The organism is Geodermatophilus sp. CPCC 206100 (assembly GCF_048569675.1).
GTDB lineage: Bacteria > Actinomycetota > Actinomycetes > Mycobacteriales > Geodermatophilaceae > Geodermatophilus.
This window is the reverse complement of sequence record NZ_JAQISV010000036.1, coordinates 1-22,340: the sequence shown is the minus strand read 5'-3', so window position 1 is coordinate 22,340 and position 22,340 is coordinate 1. Positions and strand designations below refer to the sequence as shown.

Sequence of the window (22,340 nt, the reverse complement as noted above, 5' to 3'; positions counted from 1 at the left end):
GAGGTGGTGGCATGGACCTCGACGACGTGGTGCCGGTGGCCGACCACGTCACCCGGCAGTCGCGGGTGATCGACGCGCCGCCGTCCGTGGTGTGGGAGGAGCTGCACCGGCTGCGGCTGTCGTCGCTGCCGGTGTCCCTCCTGCTCAGCGCCGTCCGCGCTCTCCCGGTGCTGCTGGCCGGGCGGGGACGGCGCGGCCTCGGCCTGGACCGGACCTTCCTCGACGTGGTGCCGATCCCGGAGCTGGCCTCCGATCCGCCGTCGCACGTGCTGTTCGGCGGCCCGCTGCAGGCCTGGCGGCTGACCGGGGGGAGGCGACCGCCCGAGCTGGACGCGGCCGGGGTCCGGGAGTGGTCGGAGCCGGGCTGGGTGAAGGTCGGCATGGAGTTCCGGCTGACGCCCGTGCACGGGGGGACCCGCCTCACCTGCGAGACGCGGGTGGCCGCCACCGATCCGGCCACGCGGCGGCGCTTCTCGCTCTACTGGCTCGCCGTCCAGCCGGGCAGCTCGGCCATCCGGTGGGAGCTGCTCACCGCCGTCGCGCTGCGGGCGGAGGCCCGCTCCGGGTAGGACTCGGTGCATGGCCTGGACCGAGCGCGACATCCCCGACCTCAGCGGCCGGACGGTGGTGGTGACCGGCGCGAACGGCGGGCTGGGCCTGCAGACGGCGCTCGCGCTGGCGGGCGCGGGCGCGCACGTCGTCCTGGCCGCCCGGGACGCGGCGAAGACGGCCGCCGCGCAGCTGCGGATCCGGGCCCGGTACCCGTCGGTGTCGCTGGAGGTGGTGCCGCTGGACCTGGGCGACCTGTCCTCGGTCGCGGCCGCCGCGGATGCGGTGCTGGCCCGGCACCAGCGGGTCGACCTGCTGGTGAACAACGCCGGGGTGATGGCGATGCCGCAGCGGACGACCGCCGACGGGTTCGAGCTGCAGTTCGGCGTCAACCACCTGGGGCACTGGGCGCTGACCGCGCACCTGCTGCCGGCGCTGCTGCGGGCGCCGGTCGCGCGGGTGGTGACGGTGACCAGCACGGCGCGGCACCGGGCCCGGCGGCTGGACCCCGCCGATCCGCACCTGCGCCGCGACTACGGGCCGTGGGCCGCCTACTCCCGGTCGAAGATGGCCAACCTGCACTTCGGGCTCGGGCTGCAGCAGCGGTTCGCCGCGGCCGGCGTCGCGGCGGCGAGCCTGCTCGCGCACCCGGGCCTGACCGACACCGACCTGCCGGCGCGCGCGGTCCGCGAGGGCGGCGCCGGCCGGCTGGCGCCGATGTTCGAGGTGGTGACGGCGCGGTCGGGGATGTCGGTGGTCGAGGGCGCCCGGCCGCAGCTGCGCGCCGCCACCGACCCGCGGGCGCGCGGCGGGGAGCTGTACGCGCCGCGGTACGGCTCGCGGGGCCCGGCGGTGCGGCGTCCCCTGCTGCGCACGCGGGGGCTGCAGGAGCAGATCGACGTCCTGTGGCAGGTCTCCGAGCGCGAGACCGGCGTCCCGCTGGAGGTCGGCGGCTGACGGGGTGTGCACGCACCGCGGTCCGGCACCGCCGGGGACGACGATGCGTGCACATCCCGCGCGAGTCAGCCCCTGCGGCGGCCCAGCAGCCAGCCGACGAGGACGCCGAGCAGGGTCAGCCCGGCGCCGCCGAGGGCGCCGACGGCCAGGGTGCGGACGTCGGACGAGGCGGCGGCCGGCGCGGTCGCGGCCCGGCCCGCGAAGACCTGCGGCGTGGGCGCAGCGGCCGGCGCGGCAGCCGACGGAGCTGCCGCCACCTGGGTGTCGCTCACCGCGGCGGCCGACGGGCGGGCCTCGGCCGCCGCCGGCGCCGGAGCAGCCGCACCGGTCAGCTCGTCGTCGATCGCCTGGAAGAACTGGCCGGCCATCCGCTTGGCGACGCCGGTGATCATCCGCTGGCCGACGCCCGCCACCGGGCCGCCGATGACGGCGTCCGCGGAGTAGGTGAGCGTCGTGGCGCCGGAGTCGGCGGGCTCCAGGTTGATCGTGACCTTCGCCCGCGCGTTGCCGGGCGCACCGGAACCGGCGGCGTGCATGACGTAGGACGTCGGCCGCTGCTGGTCGGTCAGTCGCACCTCGCCGGCGTACGTCCCGCGGATCGCGCCGACCCCGACCGAGACGTTCATCCGGTACTCGTCCTGGCCGGTCAGCTCGAGTGACTCGCAGCCCGGGATCGTCCGCGCGAGCACGGCCGGGTCGGTGATGACCGACCACACCTGCTCGGGCGAGGCGTGCAGCACCGCAGAGCCGTCGAGGTTCACGCGTCAACTCCAGTCCTGCGGAGGCCGGCGGCCGTCCGCTCCGTGTCGGGGGATCGCATCAGGTCGTACAGCTCGGTGGGGGAGATCGGCATGGCCGCGATCCGCCGTCCGGTCGCGTCCTCGATGGCCGAGGCGATCGCCGCCGTCCCCGGGATGACACCGGCCTCCCCGGCGCCCTTGAGCCCCAGCGGGTTCAGCGGCGACGGCGTCTCCTGGTGGTCGATGACCACGTCGGGGACCTCCGAGGCGTAGGGCATGAGGAAGTCCATGAACGAGGCGTTCTGCAGCTGGCCGTCGGCGTCGTAGGCCATCCGCTCGTACAGCGCGCCGCCCACGCCCTGCGCGACGCCGCCCTGCACCTGCCCCTCGACGATCATCGGGTTGACGATGTTGCCGCAGTCGTGGACGACGGCGTACCTGACGATGTCGATCTCCCACGTCGCCGGGTCGATCTCCACCACGGCCGCGTGGGCTCCGGAGGCGAACGTCGACCGGATCGGCGAGTAGTAGTCGCGGTGCTCCAGCCCCGGCGCGTCCCCCGCGGCGACCGGCGGCTTCGAGTCGTCCCCGGGCCCGGCGAACTGGGTGGCCTGCTTGGCGGCCTCGTCGAACGCGTAGCGCAGCGGGTTGGAGAGGACGGCGACCGTGCGCAGCGGGATCGACGCGCCCGGCGTCCCCTTCACCGACACGACGCCCTCGTCGATCTCCAGGTCGCCGGGGTCGGCCTCCAGGACGTCGGCGGCGATCCGCAGCGCCTTCTCGCGCACGCCGCGCGCGGCCAGCGCGATCGCGTTGCCGCTCATCACCGCGGCCCGCGAGGCGAAGGTGCCGACGGCGTACCCGAACCGGCGGGTGTCGCCGGTGGTCACCTCGACGTCCTCGATCGGCACCCCGAGCTCGGAGGCGACGATCTGCGCGAACACCGTCTCGTGCCCCTGGCCCTGCGAGGTCAGCCCGGTGGAGACCAGCACCTTGCCGCTGCCGAGCACCTGCACGTGCCCGCCCTCGTACGGGCCGGGCCCGGTGCCCTCGACGTACAGGGCCATCCCGATGCCCAGCAGCCTGCCGCGCGCCTCGGCGTCGGCCCGCAGCTCGTCGGCGGCCGACCAGCCGACCAGCGTGCGCAGCTTGTCGAGCAGCCCCGGGTAGTCGCCCGAGTCGTAGATGACCGGCCGGCCGTCCTGGAACGTCAGCCGGTGGTCGTAGGGGAACTGGTCGGGCTGGATGAGGTTGCGCTCGCGGACGACGGCCCGGTCCAGGCCGAGGGCGTCGGCGATGCGGTCCATCGTCCGCTCCATCGCGTAGCAGGCCTGCGGCCGACCGGCGCCGCGGTAGGGCGTCACGATGACGGTGTTGGTGTAGACGCTGTCCACGACGACCCGGTACACCGGGAGCGCGTACGGGCCGACCAGCTGGGTCGCGGTGATGATCGGGACGATGATCCCGTACGGCGTGTAGGCGCCGTTGTCGTGCAGGACGTGGACGTCGAGGGCGGTGACCCGCCCGTCGTCGTCGAACCCGACGGTGATGTCCTGCCGCTGCTGCCGCTCGTGCGCGCTGGAGATGAAGTGCTCGCGGCGGTCCTCGGCCCACTTCACCTCGGCCTGCAGCGCGATCGCCGCCATCGGCACCAGCAGCTCCTCCGGCCACGGGTGCATGATCTTCACCCCGAAGCCGCCGCCGACGTCCGGCGCGACGACCTCGACCGCGTCCAGCGACAGCTCGAGCTTCGCCGCGATGGCCGCGCGGACCGACGTCGATGCCTGGGTGGCCGTGTACACGCGCAGGCTCGCGTCGCCGGCGTCCCAGCGGGCGTGGACCCCCCGGCCCTCCATCGGCATGGACGCGCTGCGCTCGATGTACTGGGTGAAGCTCAGCGTGTGCGGGGCGGCGGCCAGCGCGGGCTCGACGTCCCCGGTCTCCTGGCGGTGGCGCGCGGCGACGTTGTCCGGGACGTCCGCGTGGACGGCGTGCTCGGCGGCGTGCGCGGCGTCCACCCCGACGACGACCGGCAGCTCCTCGTAGGTGACGACGATCCGCTCGGCGGCGTCCTCGGCGACGTACCGGTCGGTGGCCACCACCATGACGACCGGCTCGCCGACGTGGTTCACCTCGCCGTTGGCCAGCGGGTAGCCGGTGCGCGGCGCGTGCAGCTGTGGGTGCGGGATGAGCACCGGCAGCGGCTCGGCCAGCGGGCCGGTCAGGTCCTCGTAGGTGTAGACGGCGACGAGGCCCTCGACGTCGAGCGCCGCGTCGACGTCGATGTCGACGACGCGGGCGTGCGCGTGCGGGCTGCGCACGAAGGCGGCGGCCAGCGCGGTGGGGCCGATGTCGTCGAGGTAGCGGCCGCGGCCGGTGATCAGGCGGGCGTCCTCGCGCCGGCGCACCGGCTCCCCGAACAGCTTGGTCGTCACCGCCGTCCCCCCTCCTCGTCGGTTTCCGTGGAAAGTGACGCCTGGGCCCCGTCGGTTTCCGTGAAAAGCGACGCCTGGGCCCCGTCGGTCCCCACGGGAGGTCCCATCAGGCGCTGTCCCGCATCGTGGCGGCGGCGTGGCGGACGGCCTTCTTGATGTTGGCGTAGCCGGTGCACCGGCAGAGGTTGCCGCCGACCATCTCGTCCACCTCCTCCTCGGTCAGCTCGGCCGACCGGTCGCGGTCCTCGAGCCCGGCCTTGATCGTCATGAGGAAGCCCGGCGTGCAGAACCCGCACTGCAGCGCGTGGCACTCGCGGAACGCCTCCTGCACCGGGTGCAGGGTGCCGTCCTCGGCGGCCAGCCCCTCGACCGTCTGCACCGACCCGCCGTCCACCTGGACGGCGAGCACGAGGCAGGACCGGGTCGGGGCGCCGTCCACCAGCACCGTGCACGCGCCGCAGACGCCGTGCTCGCAGCCGACGTGGGTGCCGGTCAGCCCGAGGTCGTGGCGCAGCGCGTCCGACAGCAGCCGGCGCACCGGCACGGTGGCCCGCCGGGGCACGCCGTTGACGGTGACGGTGATGGTGCGCTCGGTGTCGACGGAGACGGTCATGCGGCGGTCCTCTCGGCCGCTTCAGCAGCCGCTGAAGCCAGGGTGCGTTCGGTCAGGACGCCGACCAGCAGGCGGCGGTAGTCCGCGCTGGCGTGCAGGTCGCCGTCCGGGTCGACCAGGGTCTGGGCCAGGGCGCCGGCGGCGGCCCAGTCGGCCTTCTCGACGGGGACGCCGGCCACGGCGTCGGTGAGGTCGTGCACCTCGGGCACCAGCCCGACGGAGATGAAGGCGGCCCGGGCGGCGGCCACCCGCCGGGACTCGTCGAGGGTGACCACGACGCCGGCGCCGCAGACCGCGTAGTCGCCCTTGCGGCGGGCCACCTCGGCGAACGCGGTGCCCGAACGGTCGGGGAGGGCCGGGAAGAAGGCGGAGGTGACCAGCGCCGGGCCGGTCAGCGAGGTCTCGAGCGGGCCGACGAACAGCTCGCGCCAGGGGACGGTGTCGACGCCGCCGGGCGTGGCCACGGTGACGGAGCCGTCGGTGAGGGCGAGGACGGAGGTCAGCTCCCCGGAGGGGTCGGCGTGCGCGATCGAGCCGACCGTCGTGCCGCGGTTGCGGATCGCGGGGTGCGCGACGTTCGCGGTGGCGCGGGCCAGCAGCGGCTGGACGCGGGCGGCGGCGCCGTCGGCGAGGAGTGCCGCGTGCCGGACGAGGGCGCCCACCCGCACGCCGTCCCCGGTGGTCTCGACGGCGTCGAGGCCGGGGACCCGGTTGATGTCGACCAGCGCGGCGGGCGCCGCGAGCCGCATCGACAGCAGGGGGAGCAGCGACTGGCCGCCGGCGAGGACCTTGGCGCCGTCCTCCGCGGCGAGGACCTCGAGGGCCTCCTCGAGGGAACGCGGGTCGGCGTACCGGAAGGGAGCGGGTTTCACCGGGCGCCGGCTCCCTGCTCGCGGCCGGGGTGCGACGGCGGGTGCAACGCCACGAGTGCCTCCTCTGTCGTGCGGGTCCCGGGTGGAGGCGCCGCTCGGGAGCGGTGCTGACCGGAGGTCCGAATGTGCCATGTGGCCAGCCGGGACGGAAGTACCTCAGCGCTAAATGGTCTCGCCCGCGCCGGCCGACGCTCGGAGGGGACCCCGCCGCGGCCGGCGAGGTCCCCTCCGTCGAACGGGGCGCCGGGTCCGGAGCTCAGGACCCGACGCCGGCTGTCACCTGTCGAGCCGGTTCCCGCCCGGGGTGCGCGAGCCGGGGACCCCGGGCCGGCCGACCTCGTCGACCGACGACGGGTCGGGGGTGACCTCGTCACCGTGGACGTGCCCGAAGGTCGAGGCGGCCGCCGGGTGGACGCCCTCCCGGAGCAGCGCCTCCTTCATCTCGGCCGGCGCGATGGCGCGGGCGACGTGCCAGCCGACGACGGTGACGATGGTGCCGAGCGCGATGCCGCCGAGGGAGAAGTTCTCGCTGAACACCATCGTGACGTTGCCGATCGCGATGATGATGCCCGCCGCCAGCGGCACCAGGTTGATCGGGTTGGCGAAGTCGACCCGGTTCTCCTTCCAGATCTTGACGCCGAGCAGGCCGATCATCCCGTAGAGGACGACGGTGATGCCGCCGAGCACGCCACCGGGGATGGCGTTGATCAGCGCGCCGAACTTCGGGCACAGGCCGAGCAGGATCGCCACGATCGCCGCGACGTAGTACGCCGCGGTCGAGTAGACCCGGGTGGCGGCCATGACGCCGATGTTCTCGGCGTACGTCGTCGTCGGGGAACCACCCACCGCCGAGGCGATGACGGTGCCGACGCCGTCCGCGGCGATGGCGCGGCCCATGACGGGGTCGAGGTCGCGCTTGGTCATGGCGGCGACCGCCTTGACGTGACCGGTGTTCTCGGCGACCAGCGCGATGACCGCGGGCAGCACCAGCAGGCTGAAGTTCAGCGAGAAGCTGGGGGCGGTGAAGTCGGGCAGCCCGATCCACGGCGCGTCGGCGACCGCGGCGACGTTCACGAGGCGGTCGTGCTCGGTCGCCTCGGTCGCACCACCGAGCACGGAGGTGATCGGGCCGGCGGTGACGTCGAGCAGCCAGGAGAGGAGGTAGCCGAAGACCAGGCCCAGCAGGATGGAGATGCGGGCCCAGAAGCCGCGCAGCGCCAGCGAGGCGACGATGACGAAGGCCATCGTGGCCAGCGCGACCCACTGGTCCTGCGGCCAGTAGATGCCGGCGACGACCGGCGCCAGGTTGAAGCCGATCAGCAGCACCACGGCGCCGGTGACGGCCGGCGGCAGGATCGCGTGCAGGAACCGGACGCCGGCGAAGTGGATGAGCACACCCACCAGGGCCAGGACGACACCGGACACCAGGATCGCGCCCACGACGTCGCCGGAGTCGCCCCCGGCCGCCCGGACGGCGACGACGCCGCCGACGAACGAGGCGCTGGTGCCGAGGTAGCTCGGCACCTTCCCGCTCACGATGAGCAGGAAGACGATCGTCGCGACCCCGCTCATCATGATCGCCAGGTTGGCGTCCAGCCCCATGACGAGCGGGAAGACGAAGGTCGCGCCGAACATCGCGACGACGTGCTGGGCGCCGATGCCGATGGTGAGCGGCCACGAGAGCCGCTCGTCCGGGGCGACGGCCTCGCCCAGCGGTGGGGTCCTGCCGTCCCCGTAGAGCTTCCAACCGAACGCCATGAGTGCCTCCTCGACGTGCACCGCAGACCAGGCCGGCAACCGCATGATGGCTGCCCCGGCACCAGATGAGGCGCCAATCTGTCACCGCGGCCGGGCGAGCGGAAGTGCTTCAGTACTAAATCGTTATTGGGCGAGATGTCTCAACGCTGAGGCAACATGCGGGTACGGTTCGCGGCGTGACCGCCCCATCCGACGCCGGCGCCCGGCACGTCTCCCTCCGCAGCGGCGTCTACGCCGACTCGGTCAAGTTGATGCAGGTCAGCCGGGACATCGGCGCCCGCGACGGGGTCTCCGCCGTCCTCGTCGCGATGGCCACCCCGCTGAACCTCGAGCTGGCGGCGAACATGGGCCTCGCGCCCGACGGCGCCGTCTCGCCCGACCAGCTGCTGATCGCCGTCCGGGCGGACGACGAGGCCGTCCTGGCCGAGGCCGTCGCGGCCGTCGACGCCGCCCTCGCCGCCCGCGAGCGCTCCTCGGGGACCGCCCAGGCCATCCCGGCGCGCACCATCCACGCCGGCCTCGACGCGCTGCCGTCCGACGGCCCGGCGCTGGCGATCGTCAGCGTGCCCGGCCAGTACGCCGTCGCCGAGGCCGCCGATGCGATCGCGGCCGGCCGCAGCGTGCTGGTCTTCTCCGACGGGGTGCCGGTCGAGGCCGAGGTCGCGCTCAAACGGGCCGCGCACGACGCCGGTGTGCTCGTCATGGGCCCGGACTGCGGCACGGCGATCGTCTCCGGGGTCGCCCTCGGCTTCGCCAACGTGGTGCGGCGCGGCCCGGTCGGGCTGGTCGCCGCCTCCGGCACCGGCGCCCAGCAGGTCTCCTGCCTGCTGGACATGGCCGGCGTGGGGGTCTCGCACGTCCTCGGTGTCGGCGGCCGCGACCTGTCGGAGGCCGTCGGCGGGCTGGCCACGCTGGATGCGCTCGCCGCGCTGGACGCCGACCCGGCCACCGAGCGGGTGCTGCTGGTCTCCAAGCCGCCGGCGCCCTCGGTCGCGGCCCGGGTCGAGGAGGCCGCGGCCGGCCTGTCGGTCCCGGTGCGCTCGGCCGCGCTCAGCGCGCAGACGCCCGACCTCACCGCCGCCGTCGAGGGCCTGCTCGGCGACCTGGGCGTGGCCGTCCCGGACTGGCCCTCGCGGCCGGGCGACGGCGCCGCGGCCGCGCCGGGCGCCGTGCTCAAGGGCCTGTTCTCCGGCGGCACGCTCGCCGACGAGGCGATGCTGCTGGCCGTGCCGGTGCTCGGCGACATCCGCTCCAACACCCCGCTGCGGCCGGAGCTCCACCTCGGGACGGACCTGTCCGCCTCCGGGCACGTGGTGATCGACTTCGGCGACGACGCGCTCACCGTGGGCCGCGCGCACCCGATGATCGACCCCACGCTGCGGCTCGAGGCCCTCGCCGGGATCGCCGGGGGCGACGAGCCGGCCGTCCTGCTGCTGGACGTCGTCCTGGGGTACGGAGCCGACGCCGACCCCGCCGCCTCCCTCGTCCCGGCCCTGACCGCCGCCCGGGAGGCCTCGGCCACCCCGCTGCCCGTGGTCCTCGCGCTGGTCGGCACCGAGGGCGACCCGCAGGGCTGGAGCCGCCAGGCCGACGCCCTCGCCGCCGCCGGTGCCGCCGTCTTCGCCTCCAACGCCGCGGCCACGCGGCACGCCCTCGACCTGCTGGGAGCTGCCCGATGAGTCTGGGAGACCTGCTCTCCGCCCCGCCGGCGATCGTCGCCGCCGGGGTCGACGTCTTCTCCGACGCGCTGCGCGCCCAGGGCGCCGAGGTGCACGACGTCGAGTGGCGCCCGCCGGGCTTCGGCGACCCCGCCGACCTGGCCGCGCTCGCCCTCGACCCGCGCCGCGCCGCCGCCAACCGCACCGCGGTCGAGCGGATCATGGCCGCCGGGTCGCAGCTGGTCGACGTCCGGCCGGCGTCCGAGGTGCTCGACCTGCCCGAGCGCACGCTGCTGCACGCCGGCCCGCCGATCGCGTGGGCCGATGCCAGCGGTCCGCTGCGCGGCGCGCTCGTCGGCGCGTGCCTGTTCGAGGGGTGGGCCGACTCGGTCGAGGACGCCGAGCGCATCCTCGCCGCGGGGGAGGTCGCCCTCGACCCGTGCCACCACCACCGCACGGTCGGCCCGATGGCCGGCGTCACCAGCCCGTCGATGTGGATGTGGTGCCTGTCCGACCCGGTGCACGGCGGCCAGGCGTTCTCCAACCTCAACGAGGGCCTGGGCAAGGTGCTGCGGATGGGCGCCTTCAACGACGAGGTCATCACCCGGCTGCGGTGGATGCGCGACGTGCTGGGCCCGGTGCTGTCGAAGGCGGTGCGCGGGTCGATCGACGCGGGCAACGACCCGATCGACGTCAAGGCGATCCTCGCCCAGATGCTGCAGATGGGCGACGAGGGGCACAACCGCAACCGCGCGGGGTCGCTGATGGCGCTGCGCGAGCTGTCCCCGGCGATCGTCGCGGTGGAGGGTGTGCCGTCCTCCGACATCGCCGCGGTGCTCACGTTCGCCGGCGGCAACGAGCACTTCTTCCTCAACCTCGGCATGCCGACGGCGAAGCTCGCGCTCGACTCCGCCCGCGACATCCCCGGCTCGACGATGCTCACGGTGATGGCCCGCAACGGGACCGAGTTCGGCATCCAGACCGCCGGCACCGGCGACCGCTGGTTCACCGGCCCGGCCAACACCCCGGTCGGCCTGTTCCTCGGCGACTACGGCCCCGACGACGCCAACCCCGACATCGGCGACTCCGCGATCATGGAGACCTACGGCGTCGGTGGGTTCACCATGGCCGCGGCGCCGGCGATCGTCCGGTTCGTCGGTGGCACGGTGCCCGACGCCCTGGCCACCACCGAGCGGATGTACCAGCTGACGCTGGCCGAGAACCCGGCGATGCAGGTGCCGATCCTCGGCTTCCGGGGGGCGCCCACGGGGATCGACGTGCTCAGCGTCGCCCGCACCGGCTGGCTGCCGCAGATCAACACCGGCATGGCCGGGCGGGTGGCCGGCACCGGCCAGGTCGGCGCCGGGCTCGTCCAGCCGCCGCAGCAGTGCTTCGAGCAGGCCCTGGTGGCGCTGGCCGAGGAGGCCCGCGCCGCGGTCTGAGCCCGCGGAGATCGCCGATCTCACACGGTCCTGGAGCCCCAGCCGTGCGAGATCGGCGATCTCGTCGGCGTCAGCCGCGCGTGGGGTGCGGCGTCCGGCGGTAGAGGTGCACCGCCACCGCGGCGATCCACGCCCACCCGGCGACCACGCCGATCCACAGGGCCGGCACCGCCACCCCGGACGTCGACCCGCTGGCGACGCCGCCGAAGCCGGCCAGCACCACGACCCCCACGGCCGCCGACGCCCGCGCCCAGCCGCGCCGGCCCTCCGCGGCGAACCGTCGCGCCAGGACCCACGCCGACGCGACGAGGCAGGCGAACCCGAGGCCACCGGCCGCCAGGTGCAGGACGCCGGAGAGGGTCACCTCGGCCGGTGCGCCGGCGGGCGTCCCGACCGGGAAGCCGTCCATGGGGTCGGCGACGAAGGCGCCGGCCGCGACCAGGGACGCCCCGTAGCCGGCCAGCAGCCCGGCGCCCCAGTCCGCGCCGCGTCCGCCGGCCAGCGCCCGGCGCACCCCGACGGCGGCGGCGACGGTCATCAGGCCGGTGACGACGAGCGTGGTGACGTGGATCCAGCCCAGCGGGCCGTTGGCCAGCAGGCTCAGCGCGTGGCGGCTGAGGTCGAAGCCGTCCCGGGTCAGGGCCTGGGCCAGCCCGGAGCCGAGGTAGACGACCGCGGCGAGGGGCCCGTAGCCCAGCAGGGAGCGGGTCACGGCGGAGGGCCGGTCGCAGACCTGGCCCGCCCGGTTCCGGACGGCGGTGGGAGCGGTGCTCGCGGTCATGGGATCGCCTCTCGCGGGAGTTCTTACACTGGTCAGTACTCAGACGGCGTGGGGCCGGGGAACTCATCGGAGGCGGACCGGTGGACGAGGACGAGGACCGGCAGCGGCTGGATCCGCGGGTGCAGCGCAGCCGGGCGGCGGTGCTCGAGGCGGCCACCGCGCTGTTCCTCGAGCGCGGTTACGTCGACACCAGCACCGACGACGTCGCCGCGCGTGCCGGGGTGTCGAAGAAGACCCTCTACAACACCGTCGGGGACAAGGAGCGGCTGTTCACCGAGGTGGTCCTGGGCGTCACGGCGATCGCCGAGCGGTTCGCCGACGACCTGGTCGCCGCGCTCGGTGATGCCGACGACGTGGCCGCGGCGCTGCACGCGCTGGCCCGCCGGCACCTGGCCTCGGTGACCAGCCCGACCGTGGTGCGGCTGCGCCGGCTGGCCAGCGCGGAGTCCCGGCGCTTCCCCGCGCTGGCCCGCGAGTACCACCGGCGCGCGCCGGACCGCGTGGTGAGCTCCCTCGCCGCCGTCCTCGGGGACCTGGACCGGCGGGGACAGCTGCGCGCGCCGGACCCCCGCACGGCGGCCGAGCACCTCGCGTTCCTCGTCGTGGGCCCGATCCTCGACCGCGTGATGTTCGAGGGGGAGGCCGCGGTGCCGGAGGCGGCCGAGTTGGACCGCCGCGCGCGGGCCGGCGTCGAGGTCTTCCTCGCCGCCTACGGGGCCTGAGCCGCCTCAGGGAGTCGGGGATCCTCCGCTGCGGGCGCACGCCAGCAGGCCGCGCACCGCGGCGGGGACGTCGTCCGGCCCGGCCAGCGGCGCCCGGAAGGGCGTGCGCAGGTCGTAGCAGCCCCGCCGGTGCTCCACCCGGAACAGGACACCGAACCGGTCCAGGCCCAGCAGGTGGACGGAGTCGTCCCCGGTCCAGGCGCGCACCCGGGCGCACAGCACGGCCAGCGGGCGCGCGGAGTCGGCCAGCAGGTCGGCGTCTGCGGCGGCGACCGGGTCGGGCCGGGCGGCGGCGTACTCCTCGGGCGCGATCTCCGTGCAGGCCCCGCCCTCGTGCAGCAGCACCTCGGCGAGGTCGAGGCGCAGCAGCGTCGCGGTGAGCCCCACGTCCAGCAGGACGTCGGACGGGCAGGCGTCGGCGAAGGCCAAGACCCGCTCCTGCTCGTCGCCGGCGGGGAGCGCGGTGAGCCAGCCGGCCAGCTCCAGCCGGGCCCGCAGCGGGTTGCGCAGCGGTAGCGGTGAGCGGCAGGTGACCGTCAGGCGCGCGGGCAGGTCCCGCTCCGGGGAGCGGTGCACCGCGGCGGCCAGGCCCCCGGACCGGGGGACGGCGACCAGCACCGCGCCGTCCTCGGTCGTCGTCGCGGCCAGCGGGGAGCTGGTGCCCAGGCCCAGCGCCGTCAGCGAGGCGGCCGGCCGGGTCGCGACGGTGCGCGCGCGCTCGGCGGCCTCCGCGGCGAGTCGGGCGGGCGGGAGCGGAGGAGTCATGACGTCCCTCGGGGTCGACGACGGCGGGTGGGGCGGGAGTAAGGTGAGCCTAACCAAACCAGGAGGTCCCGTGAACACCCCGCGCCCCAAGGTCCGGCTCAGCCGCGCGCTCGGCATCCCGCTGACGCCCAAGGCCGTGCAGTACTTCGAGCGCCGGCCGTACCCGCCCGGGGAGCACGGCCGCAAGCGCCGCAAGGACAGCGACTACTCCACCCGCCTCAAGGAGAAGCAGCGGCTGCGCGCGCAGTACGACGTCAGCGAGAGCCAGCTGCGGGCCGCCTTCGACCGGGCCAAGCGCACCGGCGGCAAGACCGGCGAGGCGCTGATCCAGGACCTCGAGTCGCGGCTGGACGCCACGGTGCTGCGGGCCGGGTTCGCGCGGACCATCTACCAGGCCCGCCAGTTCGTCGTCCACCGGCACGTGCTGGTCAACGGGCAGCGGGTGGACCGGCCGTCCTACCGGCTGCGGCCCGGCGACTTCGTGCAGATCGCCGCGCGGTCGAGGCGCCTCGAGCCGTTCGTCGTCGCCGCCTCCGGCGCGCACGCCACCGCCCCGGCCTACCTGGAGGTGCGGACGGCCGACCTGCTGGCGCGGGTGGAGCGGACGCCGACCCGCGCGGAGGTCCCGGTGGTGTGCGAGGAGCAGTTGGTCGTGGAGCACTACTCGCGCTGAGCGATGCTGGGGCGGTGGACCCCCGGGACGTCGTCCGGCTCAGCAAGCGGCTGTCCTACGTCCTGCGGCACGCGCCCGACAGCGCCGGCCTGGCCCTCGACGCCGCCGGCTGGGTGGACGTCGACGAGGTGCTGACCGCGCTCGGGGTGACCCGCACGGACCTCGAGCACGTCGTCGCGACCAACGACAAGCGCCGGTTCGCCTTCGACGACACCGGTACCCGGATCCGGGCCAGCCAGGGGCACAGCGTCCCCGTCGTCCTGGGCTACGCCGCCGAGCCGCCGCCCCCGGAGCTGTTCCACGGCACCGTCGAGCGGTTCCTGCCCGCCGTCCTGGCCGAGGGGCTGCGGCCCGGACGGCGGCACGCGGTGCACCTGAGCCCCGACGTCGAGACCGCCCGGCGGGTGGGCGCCCGCCGCGGCCGGCCGGTCGTGCTGCGCGTCGACGCCGCCGGGCTGGCCGCCGCCGGGGCGGCGTTCACCCGCTCGGCCAACGGCGTGTGGCTCGTCGACGCCGTGCCGCCGCGGTACCTCGCTGTCCTGGGCTGAGCGGGGCCGGGACCGTGCGGTCCCGGCCCCGCCGGCTCAGCGGACCAGCGTCCCGAGGTCCACGGGCAGCTGGATGCCGGTGACGTGCCGCGCGTCGTCGGACGCCAGCCAGGCCACCGCCGCCGCCATGTCCTCGGGCTGGGACACCTGGTCGGGCAGCGTCTGCATGAAGATCGGCCCCAGCGTGCTCGCGTACTGCGCCATGAGCGGCTGCATGTCCGGCACCGTCATCCCGGTGGCCACCCCGTGCGGGTGCAGCGTGTTCACCCGGATGTTGTGCTGGCCCAGCTCGTTGGCCATCGTCCGCGCCAGCCCGACCACCCCGTGCTTGCTGGCCGCGTAGTGGCCGAGGAACGGCAGGCCGCGCAGGCCGGCGACCGAGCTGGTGATGATGATCGACCCGCCGGTGCCCTGGTCGATGAGGATCGGCACGGTCGCCTTCGCGGTGAGGAAGACGCCGGTCAGGTTGGTGTCGATCGTCTCCTGCCACTGCTCGAGGGGGATCTCCCACGACAGGTTGGCCGAGCAGATGCCGGCGTTGGCGACCACGATGTCGAGCCGGCCGAACTCCGCGACGCCGGCCTCGACGACGGCCGAGAGCGCCTCGAAGTCGCGCACGTCGGCCTCGCGGGCCAGGATCCGCCGGTCCAGCGCCTCCACCTGCCGGACGGTCTCGGCCAGGTCGTCCGCGGTCGGGCCCGGATAGGCCGTCGACTCGGCGTCCCGGTTGACGTCCACGGCGATGACGTCGGCGCCCTCGCTGGCCAGCCGGACGGCGTGTGCCCGGCCCTGGCCGCGTGCGGCCCCGGTGATGAAGGCGACCTTGCCCTCGAGTCGTCCTGCGGTCATGCCGGCTCCTCCTCGCGTCGTTGCACTGAGTGCAACCGACTCTAGGCGGGGAGGCGCGCCGGTGGGCGGCTAGCGTGCACGGGGTGCAGCGAGTCGGCGCCCGGGAGACGCAGCGCCGGGAGAGCTGGCGCGCCCTGCAGGCGGCCGCGGTGGACCTGGTCGGGCGGCGCGGCTTCGCGGCGGTCACCGTGGACGACATCGCTGCGGCGGCGGGGGTCTCGCGCCGGACCTTCTTCAACCACTTCCCGACCAAGGCCGCCGCGCTCTTCGACCCGGACCCGGACGACGCGGGCCGGCTGGCCGACCTGCTGGCCGGCGCCGACGGTGCGGCCGACCCGTGGCGGGCGCTGGGCGGGGTCTGCCGCGCGTACCTGGCTCCGCACACCGGCACCCTCGCCGTCCGCCGGCGGCTGGTCGAGGACCCGGAGCTCGCCGCCTACCAGCGCACCGCCTACCGGCACGTGGAGCGGGCGCTCGACGGCTGGGTGCACCGGCAGCGCCCCGACGACCCCCTCGCCGCCGCCCTGCTCGCCCAGGCGGCAGCCGCCGTCCTCGGCGCGGCGTTCACGACCTGGGCGCCGGACGACGACCCGGCCCGCTTCCTCGACCTGGTCGCCCGGGGGTTCGCCCTGGTCGCGGTCGAGACGCCCTGATCCGCGACGAGGCGCCGGCCCGGGGGTCCCGGACCGGCGCCTCGTGTCCGCCGGGGTTACGCCTTGACGATCGCGGCGACCGGGCCGCCGCCGGAGGGGCCCTGGTGGACGGCGGCGACGGAGACGAACACCGCCGGGTCGCCGGTCACCGACGCCGTCACGCCGCCGACGCAGGCCTTGATCTGGCGGTGCCAGGACACGTCGGAGTCGTCGAGCATGGCGTTGCGCCGGCCGCGCACCTTGCCGTCGGGGGAGGCCTCGCACTTGAGGAACACGTTGACCAGGCGGTCGCCGAGGTCGGTGTGGTGCGGGCGCTCGGGCAGGTCCAGGCCGGCGTCGCGGATCGCCGCCCAGATGCCGTCCTGGTCCAGGGCGTCCGCCATCACCGAGTGGCCGACGCGGTAGTTGCCGCCGTGCCCGCGGGCGTTGCCGACGACGACGATCTGCGCCTGGTCGAGCTCCACGCCGGACGAGCACGAGGCCACCGAGGAGTACAGGGACAGGTCGTGCATGATCTGCTCCTGCGTCGGCATCTCGATCTCGCCGAGCGCCACCGCGATGCCCAGCGCCGTCGTGCCGTTGGACAGGTCCATCGAGCCGTGCGGCTCCTGCATGTACGTCGTCTTCCCGCGCTCGCGGGCGTCCCGGATGGTGTCGATCGTCAGCAGCGGGGTCTTGGTCTGCACGTAGTGCACGTCGGCCGGGTCGGTGATGCCGGCCTCGGCCATCGCCTGCTTCACGCCGGCGGCGACCTTCTCCACCATCGACACGCGGCCGATGTCCTCGGGCAGCAGCACCTCGCTCATCGCGAAGCCGACGGTCAGTCGGGGCTCGTCGGTCTTCTCGACGGCGTCCTCGGGGAGCGTGGCGAAGACCGTCGCGTGCGGGCTGATGACGCCGTCGGTGCCACCGGACCACACGATCGGGATCTGCTTGACCTCCTCCAGCGGCCGGGTGCCCTTCTCCAGCAGCACCTCGCGGAAGGCGCGGTCGGCGATGATGCGGGTGTAGTCGTTGATCCCGCCGTTGCCCTCGGTCTTGCCGATGACGGCGATGACCCGGTCGGCGTCCATGACGCCCTCGTCGATGAGCTTGGCCAGCTCGGAGGCGTCACTGACGTTGTGCAGCGGGACCTTGCGGACCTCGATCGGTGCGGGCACGGCATTCCTCTCGGATCGGGACGGGACTCAGGCGGACAGGACGGTGCCGACGTCGTCCCCGCGGACGGCGTCGGAGATGTGTTCCAGGCTGGTGATGACGGCGCGCTGGCCACCGGCCGCGACGAAGCGCAGCGCGGCGTCGACCTTGGGGCCCATGCTGCCGCGGGCGAACTGCCCGTCCGCGGCGTGCCCGCGCAGCTCGGCGGTGGTCACCGCGGCGAGCGGGCGGGCCGAGGGCGTGCCGAAGTCCACCATCACGTTCGGGACGTCGGTCGCGATGACCAGGGTGTCGGCGTCGAGCTCGCGGGCCAGCAGGGCGGCGGTGAGGTCCTTGTCGATGACCGCCTCGACCCCGCGCAGCGCGCCGCCGTCGCCGTCATCCACCACCGGGATGCCGCCGCCCCCGGCGCAGGCGACCACGAACCCGGCGGCGGCCAGGGCCGAGATCGCCGGGACGTCGACCACGGACCTGGGCTCCGGCGAGGCGACGACCCGCCGCCAGCCGCGCGGGCCGCGGTCCTCCCAGAGCTGGCCGTGCGCGATGAAGGTCTCGGCCTGCTCGCGGGGGAGGAAGCGCCCCACCGGCTTGGACGGCTCGCGGAAGTGGGGGTCGTCGGGGTCGACGAGCGTGCGGGTGATCAGGCTCGCGGTGCGCTGCGGGAGGCCGCGGGCGGCGAGGGCGGCGTCGAGCTCGTCGGCCAGCGTGAAGCCGATCGTCGCCTGGGTCTGGGCCACGCACCAGTCCAGCGGGACCGGGGGGACCTCGTGCGCCGCGAGCTCGTTCTTGACCAGCAGGTTGCCCACCTGGGGGCCGTTGCCGTGGGTGAGCACCACCTCGGCGCCCGTGGCGACCACCTCGGCGACGTGCCGGCACGCGGCACCGATCGCGTCCCGCTGGGCGGCCGGGGTCGCCGACCCGTCTGGACCGGTCATCGCGTTGCCGCCGAGGGCGATCACGACGCGTCGGGCGGAGGTCACATCGGGACCCTAGCCCGAAAGTGCCTCAGCGCTGAAGTAAATCTGTCAGCGACGCCAGAAGTCGAACGCATCCCGCCCGGGCCGGAAGCCGGCGGCCTCGACGACGTCGACGGCCAGGTCGAAGTGCTGGCCGACGACGGCCGGCTGGTGGGCGTCGCTGCCGAAGCTGACCGCCTCGCCGCCCTCCTCGTGGAACCAGCGCACCTGGTCGACCGAGGCCAGCGGGCTGGTCGTGTTGACCTCCAGCGCCCGTCCCGTCCCCGCCAGCGCCCGGAACACCGCCCGGTACTCCTCCTCGAAGTCCTTCTCCGCGTAGCGGTCGCTGCCGCCCGGCCAGTAGCGCCGCGGGAAGTCGACGTGCGCCAGCACCTGGAAGACGTCGCTGGTCTCCAGCATGTCGACGACCTCGGCCAGGTAGCGCCGCATCGTGGCGACGGGGTCCGGGTAGAGGAGGCGGCCGACGCCGTGGAGCTGGCCGTCCTGGCTCAGTGAGTGCAGCGACCCCAGCACCCGGTCGACGGGGGCGTCGCGCAGGTGACCGGCGACGCTGGCGGCGAACAGGTGCGGCTCCCCGGTCTCGACCCCGGACCAGATCCGCAGCTCCGGGAAGCGCTCGCGGCACTCCTCCAGCTCGGCGAAGTAGCCCTCGACGTCGATCGGCAGGTGCCGCGAGGCGTGCCGGTCGACCAGCCCGTCGGCGGTCGCCCGGTCCTCCGGCGACCACGTCGTGAAGTCGAGGTGCTCGGTGAAGGCGATGGCGGGCAGGCCCCGGGCCACCGCCCGCTCGCACGCACGCACCATCGTGGCGGAGTCGGGGGTGTCCCAGGACCACCTGGTGTGCACGTGGTTGTCCGGTGGTCGCATCGACTGGAGATTGTCCTCCTCCGTCCCCAGGGTCCGCGCGGCGGCCGGTCCTGTCGCCCGGGGTGCCTACTGTCGGGACCATGCCGACCGCTGCGCCGACCGGCCTCCCTGCAGGGGCCCACCACGAGCTCGCGAGTGGTGGGGGGCAGGGAGGTCCTTCCACAGTCGAGGCCCTCGGGGTCCTCCGCGAGCTGACCGGCCGTCCCGACGCCGGGTTCCGTGAGGGACAGGACGCCGCCATCGCCGCGCTCGTCGAGCGCTCGGAGCGGGCGCTGGTCGTGCAGCGCACCGGCTGGGGCAAGTCGGCGGTCTACTTCGTCTCGACCGCGCTGCTGCGCCGCCGCGGCGCCGGGCCGACGCTGCTCGTGAGCCCGCTGCTGGCCCTCATGCGCGACCAGGTCGCCGCGGCCGCGCGCGCCGGCATCCGGGCCGTGGAGATCTCCAGCGCCAACGCCACCGAGTGGGACGACGTCGCCGCCCGCCTGGCCGCTGACGACGTCGACGTGCTGCTGGTCTCCCCGGAGCGGCTGACCAACCCGCGGTTCCGGGAGGAGCAGCTGCCCGGGCTGGTCGCCCGCTGCGGCCTGCTGGTCGTCGACGAGGCGCACTGCGTCTCCGACTGGGGGCACGACTTCCGCCCGGACTACCGCCGCATCCGCGACCTGCTGGGCACGCTGCCCGCCGGCACGCCGGTCCTCGCCACGACCGCCACGGCCAACGAGCGGGTGGTGGCCGACGTCGCGGAGCAGCTGGGCGCCGGCGGCGTCTCGGTGACCACGGTGCGCGGTCCGCTGGCCCGCGACTCCCTGCGCCTGGGCGTGCTGCGGCTGCCGACCGACCGCGCCCGCCTGGCCTGGCTGGCCGCGCACCTGTCCGACCTGCCAGGCAGCGGGATCGTCTACACGCTCACGGTGGCTGCGGCCGAGGAGACCGCGGCGCTGCTGCGCGACGCCGGTCACGAGGTGCGCGCCTACACCGGCCGGCTCGACGACGCCGACCGCAAGGACGCCGAGGAGGCGCTGCGGGCCAACGAGGTCAAGGCGCTGGTCGCGACCTCCGCGCTCGGCATGGGCTTCGACAAGCCCGACCTCGGCTTCGTCGTCCACCTGGGGGCGCCGTCCTCCCCGGTCAGCTACTACCAGCAGGTGGGCCGCGCCGGCCGTGCGGTGGAGCACGCCGACGTGCTGCTGCTGCCGGGCCCGGAGGACCTCGCGATCTGGCAGTGGTTCGCCACCTCCTCCATGCCCCGCGAGGACCACGCCGCGGCCGTGCTGTCGGCCATGGCCGACGGGAAGGCCTGGTCGGTCGCGCGGCTGGAGACGGTGGCCGACGTCCGCCGGTCGCGGCTCGAGCTGCTGCTCAAGGTGCTCGCCGTGGACGGCGCGGTCGAGCGGGTGCAGGGCGGCTGGCGCTCGACCGGACAGCCGTGGGTGTACGACGCCGACCGCTACGCCCGGGTCGCGCGCACCCGCGAGGCCGAGCAGCGGGCGATGATCACCTACGCCCGACCGGTCGACGAGGCCCAGTGCCGCATGGCCTTCCTCCAGACGGCGCTCGACGACCCCACCGCGGCGCCGTGCGGCCGCTGCGACGTCTGCGCCGGCCCCTGGTACGCCACGGAGGTGCCCGCCGCGGCCACCGAGGCGGCCTCGGCGGTGCTCGACCGCCCCGGGGTGGAGCTGGCTCCGCGCGCCCAGTGGCCCACCGGCGCCGACCGGCTCGGCGTGGGCGTGAAGGGCAAGATCGCGGCCGCCGAGCAGCTGGACCCCGGCCGGGCCGTCGCCCGGCTCACCGACCTCGGCTGGGGGCAGCGGTTGCGGACCCTGCTCGGGGACGACGGCGTCGGGGGCGTCGTCGACCTGGAGGCCCCCGGCCTCGAGGAGGACCCGGACGCGGCCTTCGATGTCCCGGTCCGGCACGCCGCCACCGACGTCGCGCTGGACGACGAGCTGCTCCGTGCGTGCGCGCGCGTGCTCGGGGCCTGGGACTGGGCGGAGCGGCCCGCGGCCGTGGTCGCCGTCCCCTCCCGCCGGCGGCCGCGGCTCGTGACCGGGCTCGCGCAGGGGCTGGCGGGGCTGGGCCGGCTGCCCTACCTCGGCGAGCTGTCCCTGGCCTCCGGCGGGCCGACCGGGCAGCCCGGCGGCAACAGCGCGTTCCGGCTGGCGGGCGTGTGGCAGCGGATCGTGGTGGGACCCGAGCTGCGGAGCCGGCTGGCGGAGCTGGGCCCGGTGCCGGTCCTGCTCGTCGACGACCTCGCGGACTCCCGGTGGACGATGACCGTTGCCGGGCGGGAGCTCCGGCTGGCCGGCGCCTCGCGGGTCCTGCCGTTCGCCCTCGCGCTGACCGCCTAGGGGTCGTACAGACGTTCGATCCGGCGTAGCGTCCCGGGGCATGTCGCTCGCCCACCAGCCGTCGATGTGGGACCTCGCGGAGGAACCCGCGCTCGGTCCGCTCGCCGTCACCCGGCACCACCTCAGCCGCGGCGCCTGGGTGGACCACCTGCCCGGGTGGGTCACCGGCTCCGACGCCGTCCTCGACGTCCTGCTCGGGGACATCGGCTGGCGGGCCGACCGGCGGCAGATGTACGAGCGCGAGGTCGCCGTCCCCCGGCTGCTGCGGTGGTACGGCGGGGACGAGACCCTGCCGCACCCGCTGCTCACCGAGGCGCGGCAGGCGCTCGACGTCCACTACGGCCCCGAGCTCGGCGAGCCCTTCGTCAGCGCCGGCATGTGCCTGTACCGGGACGGCCGCGACAGCGTCGCCTGGCACGGTGACCGGCTCGGCCGTGGCCGCAGCGCCGACACGATGGTCGCGATCGTCTCGTTCGGCTCGCCGCGGCCGCTGGTGCTGCGCCCGGTCGGTGGCGGCGAGAGCCTGCGCTTCCCCTCGGGCCACGGGGACCTCGTCGTCATGGGCGGCTCGTGCCAGCGCACGTGGGAGCACTGCATCCCGAAGACGGCGAAGGCGGTCGGCCCACGGGTCAGCGTCCAGTTCCGTCCGCGGGGCGTGGTGTGACGCCGAGGGGGCCGGCTCGCGGTGTGGCGGAGGCTGCTCCGGACCCCCGTGCACGACCACTCGAGAGGCGTGTACTGTCCTCCTTGCACCGCGCGAGAACGGACCGGGCCGCCAGCCTGGTAACCGCCGGTCGAACCCCCGCGGTTTGACTGCTGCGGAGCGCGGAGTACAGTAGAGACACCGCCTCGGACAACGGCCCACAAAGGCCCGAGTTGGAGCGCGTCCGCTCCTTGAGAACTCAACAGCGTGCCGAAAGTCAGTGCCAAGTAACAACCCCTTTTTGTGGGTTTCTTTGGGTTGATTGATCG

At 74.9% G+C, this 22,340-nt stretch carries 21 protein-coding genes; 10 read left to right on the top strand and 11 right to left on the bottom strand.

Annotated features, from left to right (window positions below):
• The first annotated feature begins 11 nt into the window (after nt 1–11).
• Nucleotides 12–569, top strand: coding sequence for a hypothetical protein (locus tag PGN05_RS16785; protein WP_419753703.1), 558 nt, complete (start codon nt 12–14; stop codon nt 567–569).
• Between the two features lie 10 nt (nt 570–579).
• Entirely contained in the window at nt 580–1,506 is a 927-nt protein-coding gene (locus PGN05_RS16780) for an oxidoreductase (protein ID WP_419753702.1), read from the top strand.
• A gap of 65 nt (nt 1,507–1,571) precedes the next feature.
• On the opposite strand, the gene PGN05_RS16775 is transcribed toward PGN05_RS16780, so the two are convergent.
• From PGN05_RS16775 to PGN05_RS16755, 5 genes are all read right to left on the bottom strand, one after another.
• Nucleotides 1,572–2,267, bottom strand: a complete 696-nt coding sequence (locus PGN05_RS16775; protein WP_419753701.1) for an SRPBCC family protein — start codon at nt 2,265–2,267, stop codon at nt 1,572–1,574.
• Entirely contained in the window at nt 2,264–4,681 is a 2,418-nt protein-coding gene (gene cutA, locus PGN05_RS16770; protein WP_419753700.1) for an aerobic carbon-monoxide dehydrogenase large subunit, read from the bottom strand. The genes PGN05_RS16775 and cutA overlap by 4 nt, the downstream gene beginning before the upstream one ends.
• A 106-nt stretch (nt 4,682–4,787) precedes the next feature.
• On the bottom strand, nt 4,788–5,294 hold the full coding sequence (locus tag PGN05_RS16765; protein ID WP_419753699.1) for a (2Fe-2S)-binding protein: 507 nt from the start codon (nt 5,292–5,294) through the stop codon (nt 4,788–4,790).
• Nucleotides 5,291–6,166, bottom strand: a complete 876-nt coding sequence (locus PGN05_RS16760; RefSeq protein ID WP_419753698.1) for an FAD binding domain-containing protein — start codon at nt 6,164–6,166, stop codon at nt 5,291–5,293. Before PGN05_RS16760 ends, PGN05_RS16765 begins: the two co-directional genes overlap by 4 nt.
• Before the next feature lie 276 nt (nt 6,167–6,442).
• Entirely contained in the window at nt 6,443–7,924 is a 1,482-nt protein-coding gene (locus tag PGN05_RS16755; protein WP_419753697.1) for a uracil-xanthine permease family protein, read from the bottom strand.
• 176 nt (nt 7,925–8,100) lie between these two features.
• Here PGN05_RS16755 and PGN05_RS16750 point away from each other — a divergent pair, with 176 nt between their 5' ends.
• Nucleotides 8,101–9,603 (top strand): FdrA family protein, encoded by a 1,503-nt coding sequence (locus tag PGN05_RS16750; RefSeq protein ID WP_419753696.1) that lies wholly within the window; start codon nt 8,101–8,103, stop codon nt 9,601–9,603.
• Entirely contained in the window at nt 9,600–11,024 is a 1,425-nt protein-coding gene (locus tag PGN05_RS16745; RefSeq protein WP_419753695.1) for a DUF1116 domain-containing protein, read from the top strand. Before PGN05_RS16750 ends, PGN05_RS16745 begins: the two co-directional genes overlap by 4 nt.
• Before the next feature lie 70 nt (nt 11,025–11,094).
• On the opposite strand, the gene PGN05_RS16740 is transcribed toward PGN05_RS16745, so the two are convergent.
• Nucleotides 11,095–11,805 (bottom strand): DUF998 domain-containing protein, encoded by a 711-nt coding sequence (locus PGN05_RS16740; protein WP_419753694.1) that lies wholly within the window; start codon nt 11,803–11,805, stop codon nt 11,095–11,097.
• An 80-nt stretch (nt 11,806–11,885) separates the two neighbouring features.
• On the opposite strand from PGN05_RS16740, the gene PGN05_RS16735 reads away from it, so the two are divergent.
• Entirely contained in the window at nt 11,886–12,527 is a 642-nt protein-coding gene (locus PGN05_RS16735) for a TetR/AcrR family transcriptional regulator (protein WP_419753693.1), read from the top strand.
• Nucleotides 12,528–12,533: 6 nt separating this feature from the next.
• Here the strand turns inward: PGN05_RS16735 and PGN05_RS16730 are convergent, their stop codons facing one another.
• Nucleotides 12,534–13,292: a DUF2470 domain-containing protein gene (locus PGN05_RS16730; RefSeq protein ID WP_419753692.1), complete on the bottom strand. Its 759-nt coding sequence runs from the start codon at nt 13,290–13,292 to the stop codon at nt 12,534–12,536.
• Between the two features lie 70 nt (nt 13,293–13,362).
• On the opposite strand from PGN05_RS16730, the gene rpsD reads away from it, so the two are divergent.
• Nucleotides 13,363–13,965: a 30S ribosomal protein S4 gene (rpsD, locus tag PGN05_RS16725; protein WP_419753691.1), complete on the top strand. Its 603-nt coding sequence runs from the start codon at nt 13,363–13,365 to the stop codon at nt 13,963–13,965.
• A gap of 14 nt (nt 13,966–13,979) precedes the next feature.
• Nucleotides 13,980–14,513, top strand: coding sequence for an RNA 2'-phosphotransferase (locus PGN05_RS16720; protein ID WP_419753690.1), 534 nt, complete (start codon nt 13,980–13,982; stop codon nt 14,511–14,513).
• A gap of 36 nt (nt 14,514–14,549) precedes the next feature.
• Here the strand turns inward: PGN05_RS16720 and PGN05_RS16715 are convergent, their stop codons facing one another.
• Entirely contained in the window at nt 14,550–15,362 is an 813-nt protein-coding gene (locus PGN05_RS16715) for a mycofactocin-coupled SDR family oxidoreductase (RefSeq protein WP_419753689.1), read from the bottom strand.
• Between the two features lie 83 nt (nt 15,363–15,445).
• Here PGN05_RS16715 and PGN05_RS16710 point away from each other — a divergent pair, with 83 nt between their 5' ends.
• Nucleotides 15,446–16,015 carry a TetR family transcriptional regulator gene (locus PGN05_RS16710; protein ID WP_419753688.1) on the top strand — a complete coding sequence of 190 codons (570 nt, stop codon included), beginning with the start codon at nt 15,446–15,448 and terminating at the stop codon, nt 16,013–16,015.
• Nucleotides 16,016–16,071: 56 nt separating this feature from the next.
• On the opposite strand, the gene PGN05_RS16705 is transcribed toward PGN05_RS16710, so the two are convergent.
• Genes PGN05_RS16705 through PGN05_RS16695 form a run of 3 tightly spaced genes read right to left on the bottom strand, consistent with a single transcriptional unit; the run spans nt 16,072 to nt 19,017 of the window.
• The gene (locus tag PGN05_RS16705; protein ID WP_419753687.1) at nt 16,072–17,175 is read right to left on the bottom strand and encodes a ring-opening amidohydrolase; all 1,104 of its coding nucleotides are present in this window, start codon (nt 17,173–17,175) and stop codon (nt 16,072–16,074) included.
• A 27-nt stretch (nt 17,176–17,202) separates the two neighbouring features.
• The gene (locus PGN05_RS16700) at nt 17,203–18,153 is read right to left on the bottom strand and encodes a carbamate kinase (protein ID WP_419753686.1); all 951 of its coding nucleotides are present in this window, start codon (nt 18,151–18,153) and stop codon (nt 17,203–17,205) included.
• A 45-nt stretch (nt 18,154–18,198) separates the two neighbouring features.
• Nucleotides 18,199–19,017 carry a PHP domain-containing protein gene (locus tag PGN05_RS16695; RefSeq protein ID WP_419753685.1) on the bottom strand — a complete coding sequence of 273 codons (819 nt, stop codon included), beginning with the start codon at nt 19,015–19,017 and terminating at the stop codon, nt 18,199–18,201.
• A gap of 80 nt (nt 19,018–19,097) precedes the next feature.
• On the opposite strand from PGN05_RS16695, the gene PGN05_RS16690 reads away from it, so the two are divergent.
• Nucleotides 19,098–21,368 carry a DEAD/DEAH box helicase gene (locus PGN05_RS16690; RefSeq protein WP_419753684.1) on the top strand — a complete coding sequence of 757 codons (2,271 nt, stop codon included), beginning with the start codon at nt 19,098–19,100 and terminating at the stop codon, nt 21,366–21,368.
• 40 nt (nt 21,369–21,408) lie between these two features.
• Nucleotides 21,409–22,032 carry an alpha-ketoglutarate-dependent dioxygenase AlkB gene (locus tag PGN05_RS16685; RefSeq protein ID WP_419753683.1) on the top strand — a complete coding sequence of 208 codons (624 nt, stop codon included), beginning with the start codon at nt 21,409–21,411 and terminating at the stop codon, nt 22,030–22,032.
• The last annotated feature ends 308 nt before the right edge of the window (nt 22,033–22,340 follow it).

What these genes read in the sequence shown, in the direction of transcription:
- PGN05_RS16785 (WP_419753703.1), top strand. Translation starts at nt 12, where the DNA reads ATGGACCTCGACGACGTGGTGCCGGTGGCCGACCACGTCACCCGGCAG.
- PGN05_RS16780 (WP_419753702.1), top strand. Translation starts at nt 580, where the DNA reads ATGGCCTGGACCGAGCGCGACATCCCCGACCTCAGCGGCCGGACGGTG.
- PGN05_RS16765 (WP_419753699.1), bottom strand. Translation starts at nt 5,294, where the DNA reads ATGACCGTCTCCGTCGACACCGAGCGCACCATCACCGTCACCGTCAAC.
- PGN05_RS16755 (WP_419753697.1), bottom strand. Translation starts at nt 7,924, where the DNA reads ATGGCGTTCGGTTGGAAGCTCTACGGGGACGGCAGGACCCCACCGCTG.
- PGN05_RS16745 (WP_419753695.1), top strand. Translation starts at nt 9,600, where the DNA reads ATGAGTCTGGGAGACCTGCTCTCCGCCCCGCCGGCGATCGTCGCCGCC.
- PGN05_RS16740 (WP_419753694.1), bottom strand. Translation starts at nt 11,805, where the DNA reads ATGACCGCGAGCACCGCTCCCACCGCCGTCCGGAACCGGGCGGGCCAG.
- PGN05_RS16730 (WP_419753692.1), bottom strand. Translation starts at nt 13,292, where the DNA reads ATGACTCCTCCGCTCCCGCCCGCCCGACTCGCCGCGGAGGCCGCCGAG.
- PGN05_RS16715 (WP_419753689.1), bottom strand. Translation starts at nt 15,362, where the DNA reads ATGACCGCAGGACGACTCGAGGGCAAGGTCGCCTTCATCACCGGGGCC.
- PGN05_RS16695 (WP_419753685.1), bottom strand. Translation starts at nt 19,017, where the DNA reads ATGCGACCACCGGACAACCACGTGCACACCAGGTGGTCCTGGGACACC.
- PGN05_RS16690 (WP_419753684.1), top strand. Translation starts at nt 19,098, where the DNA reads ATGCCGACCGCTGCGCCGACCGGCCTCCCTGCAGGGGCCCACCACGAG.
- PGN05_RS16685 (WP_419753683.1), top strand. Translation starts at nt 21,409, where the DNA reads ATGTCGCTCGCCCACCAGCCGTCGATGTGGGACCTCGCGGAGGAACCC.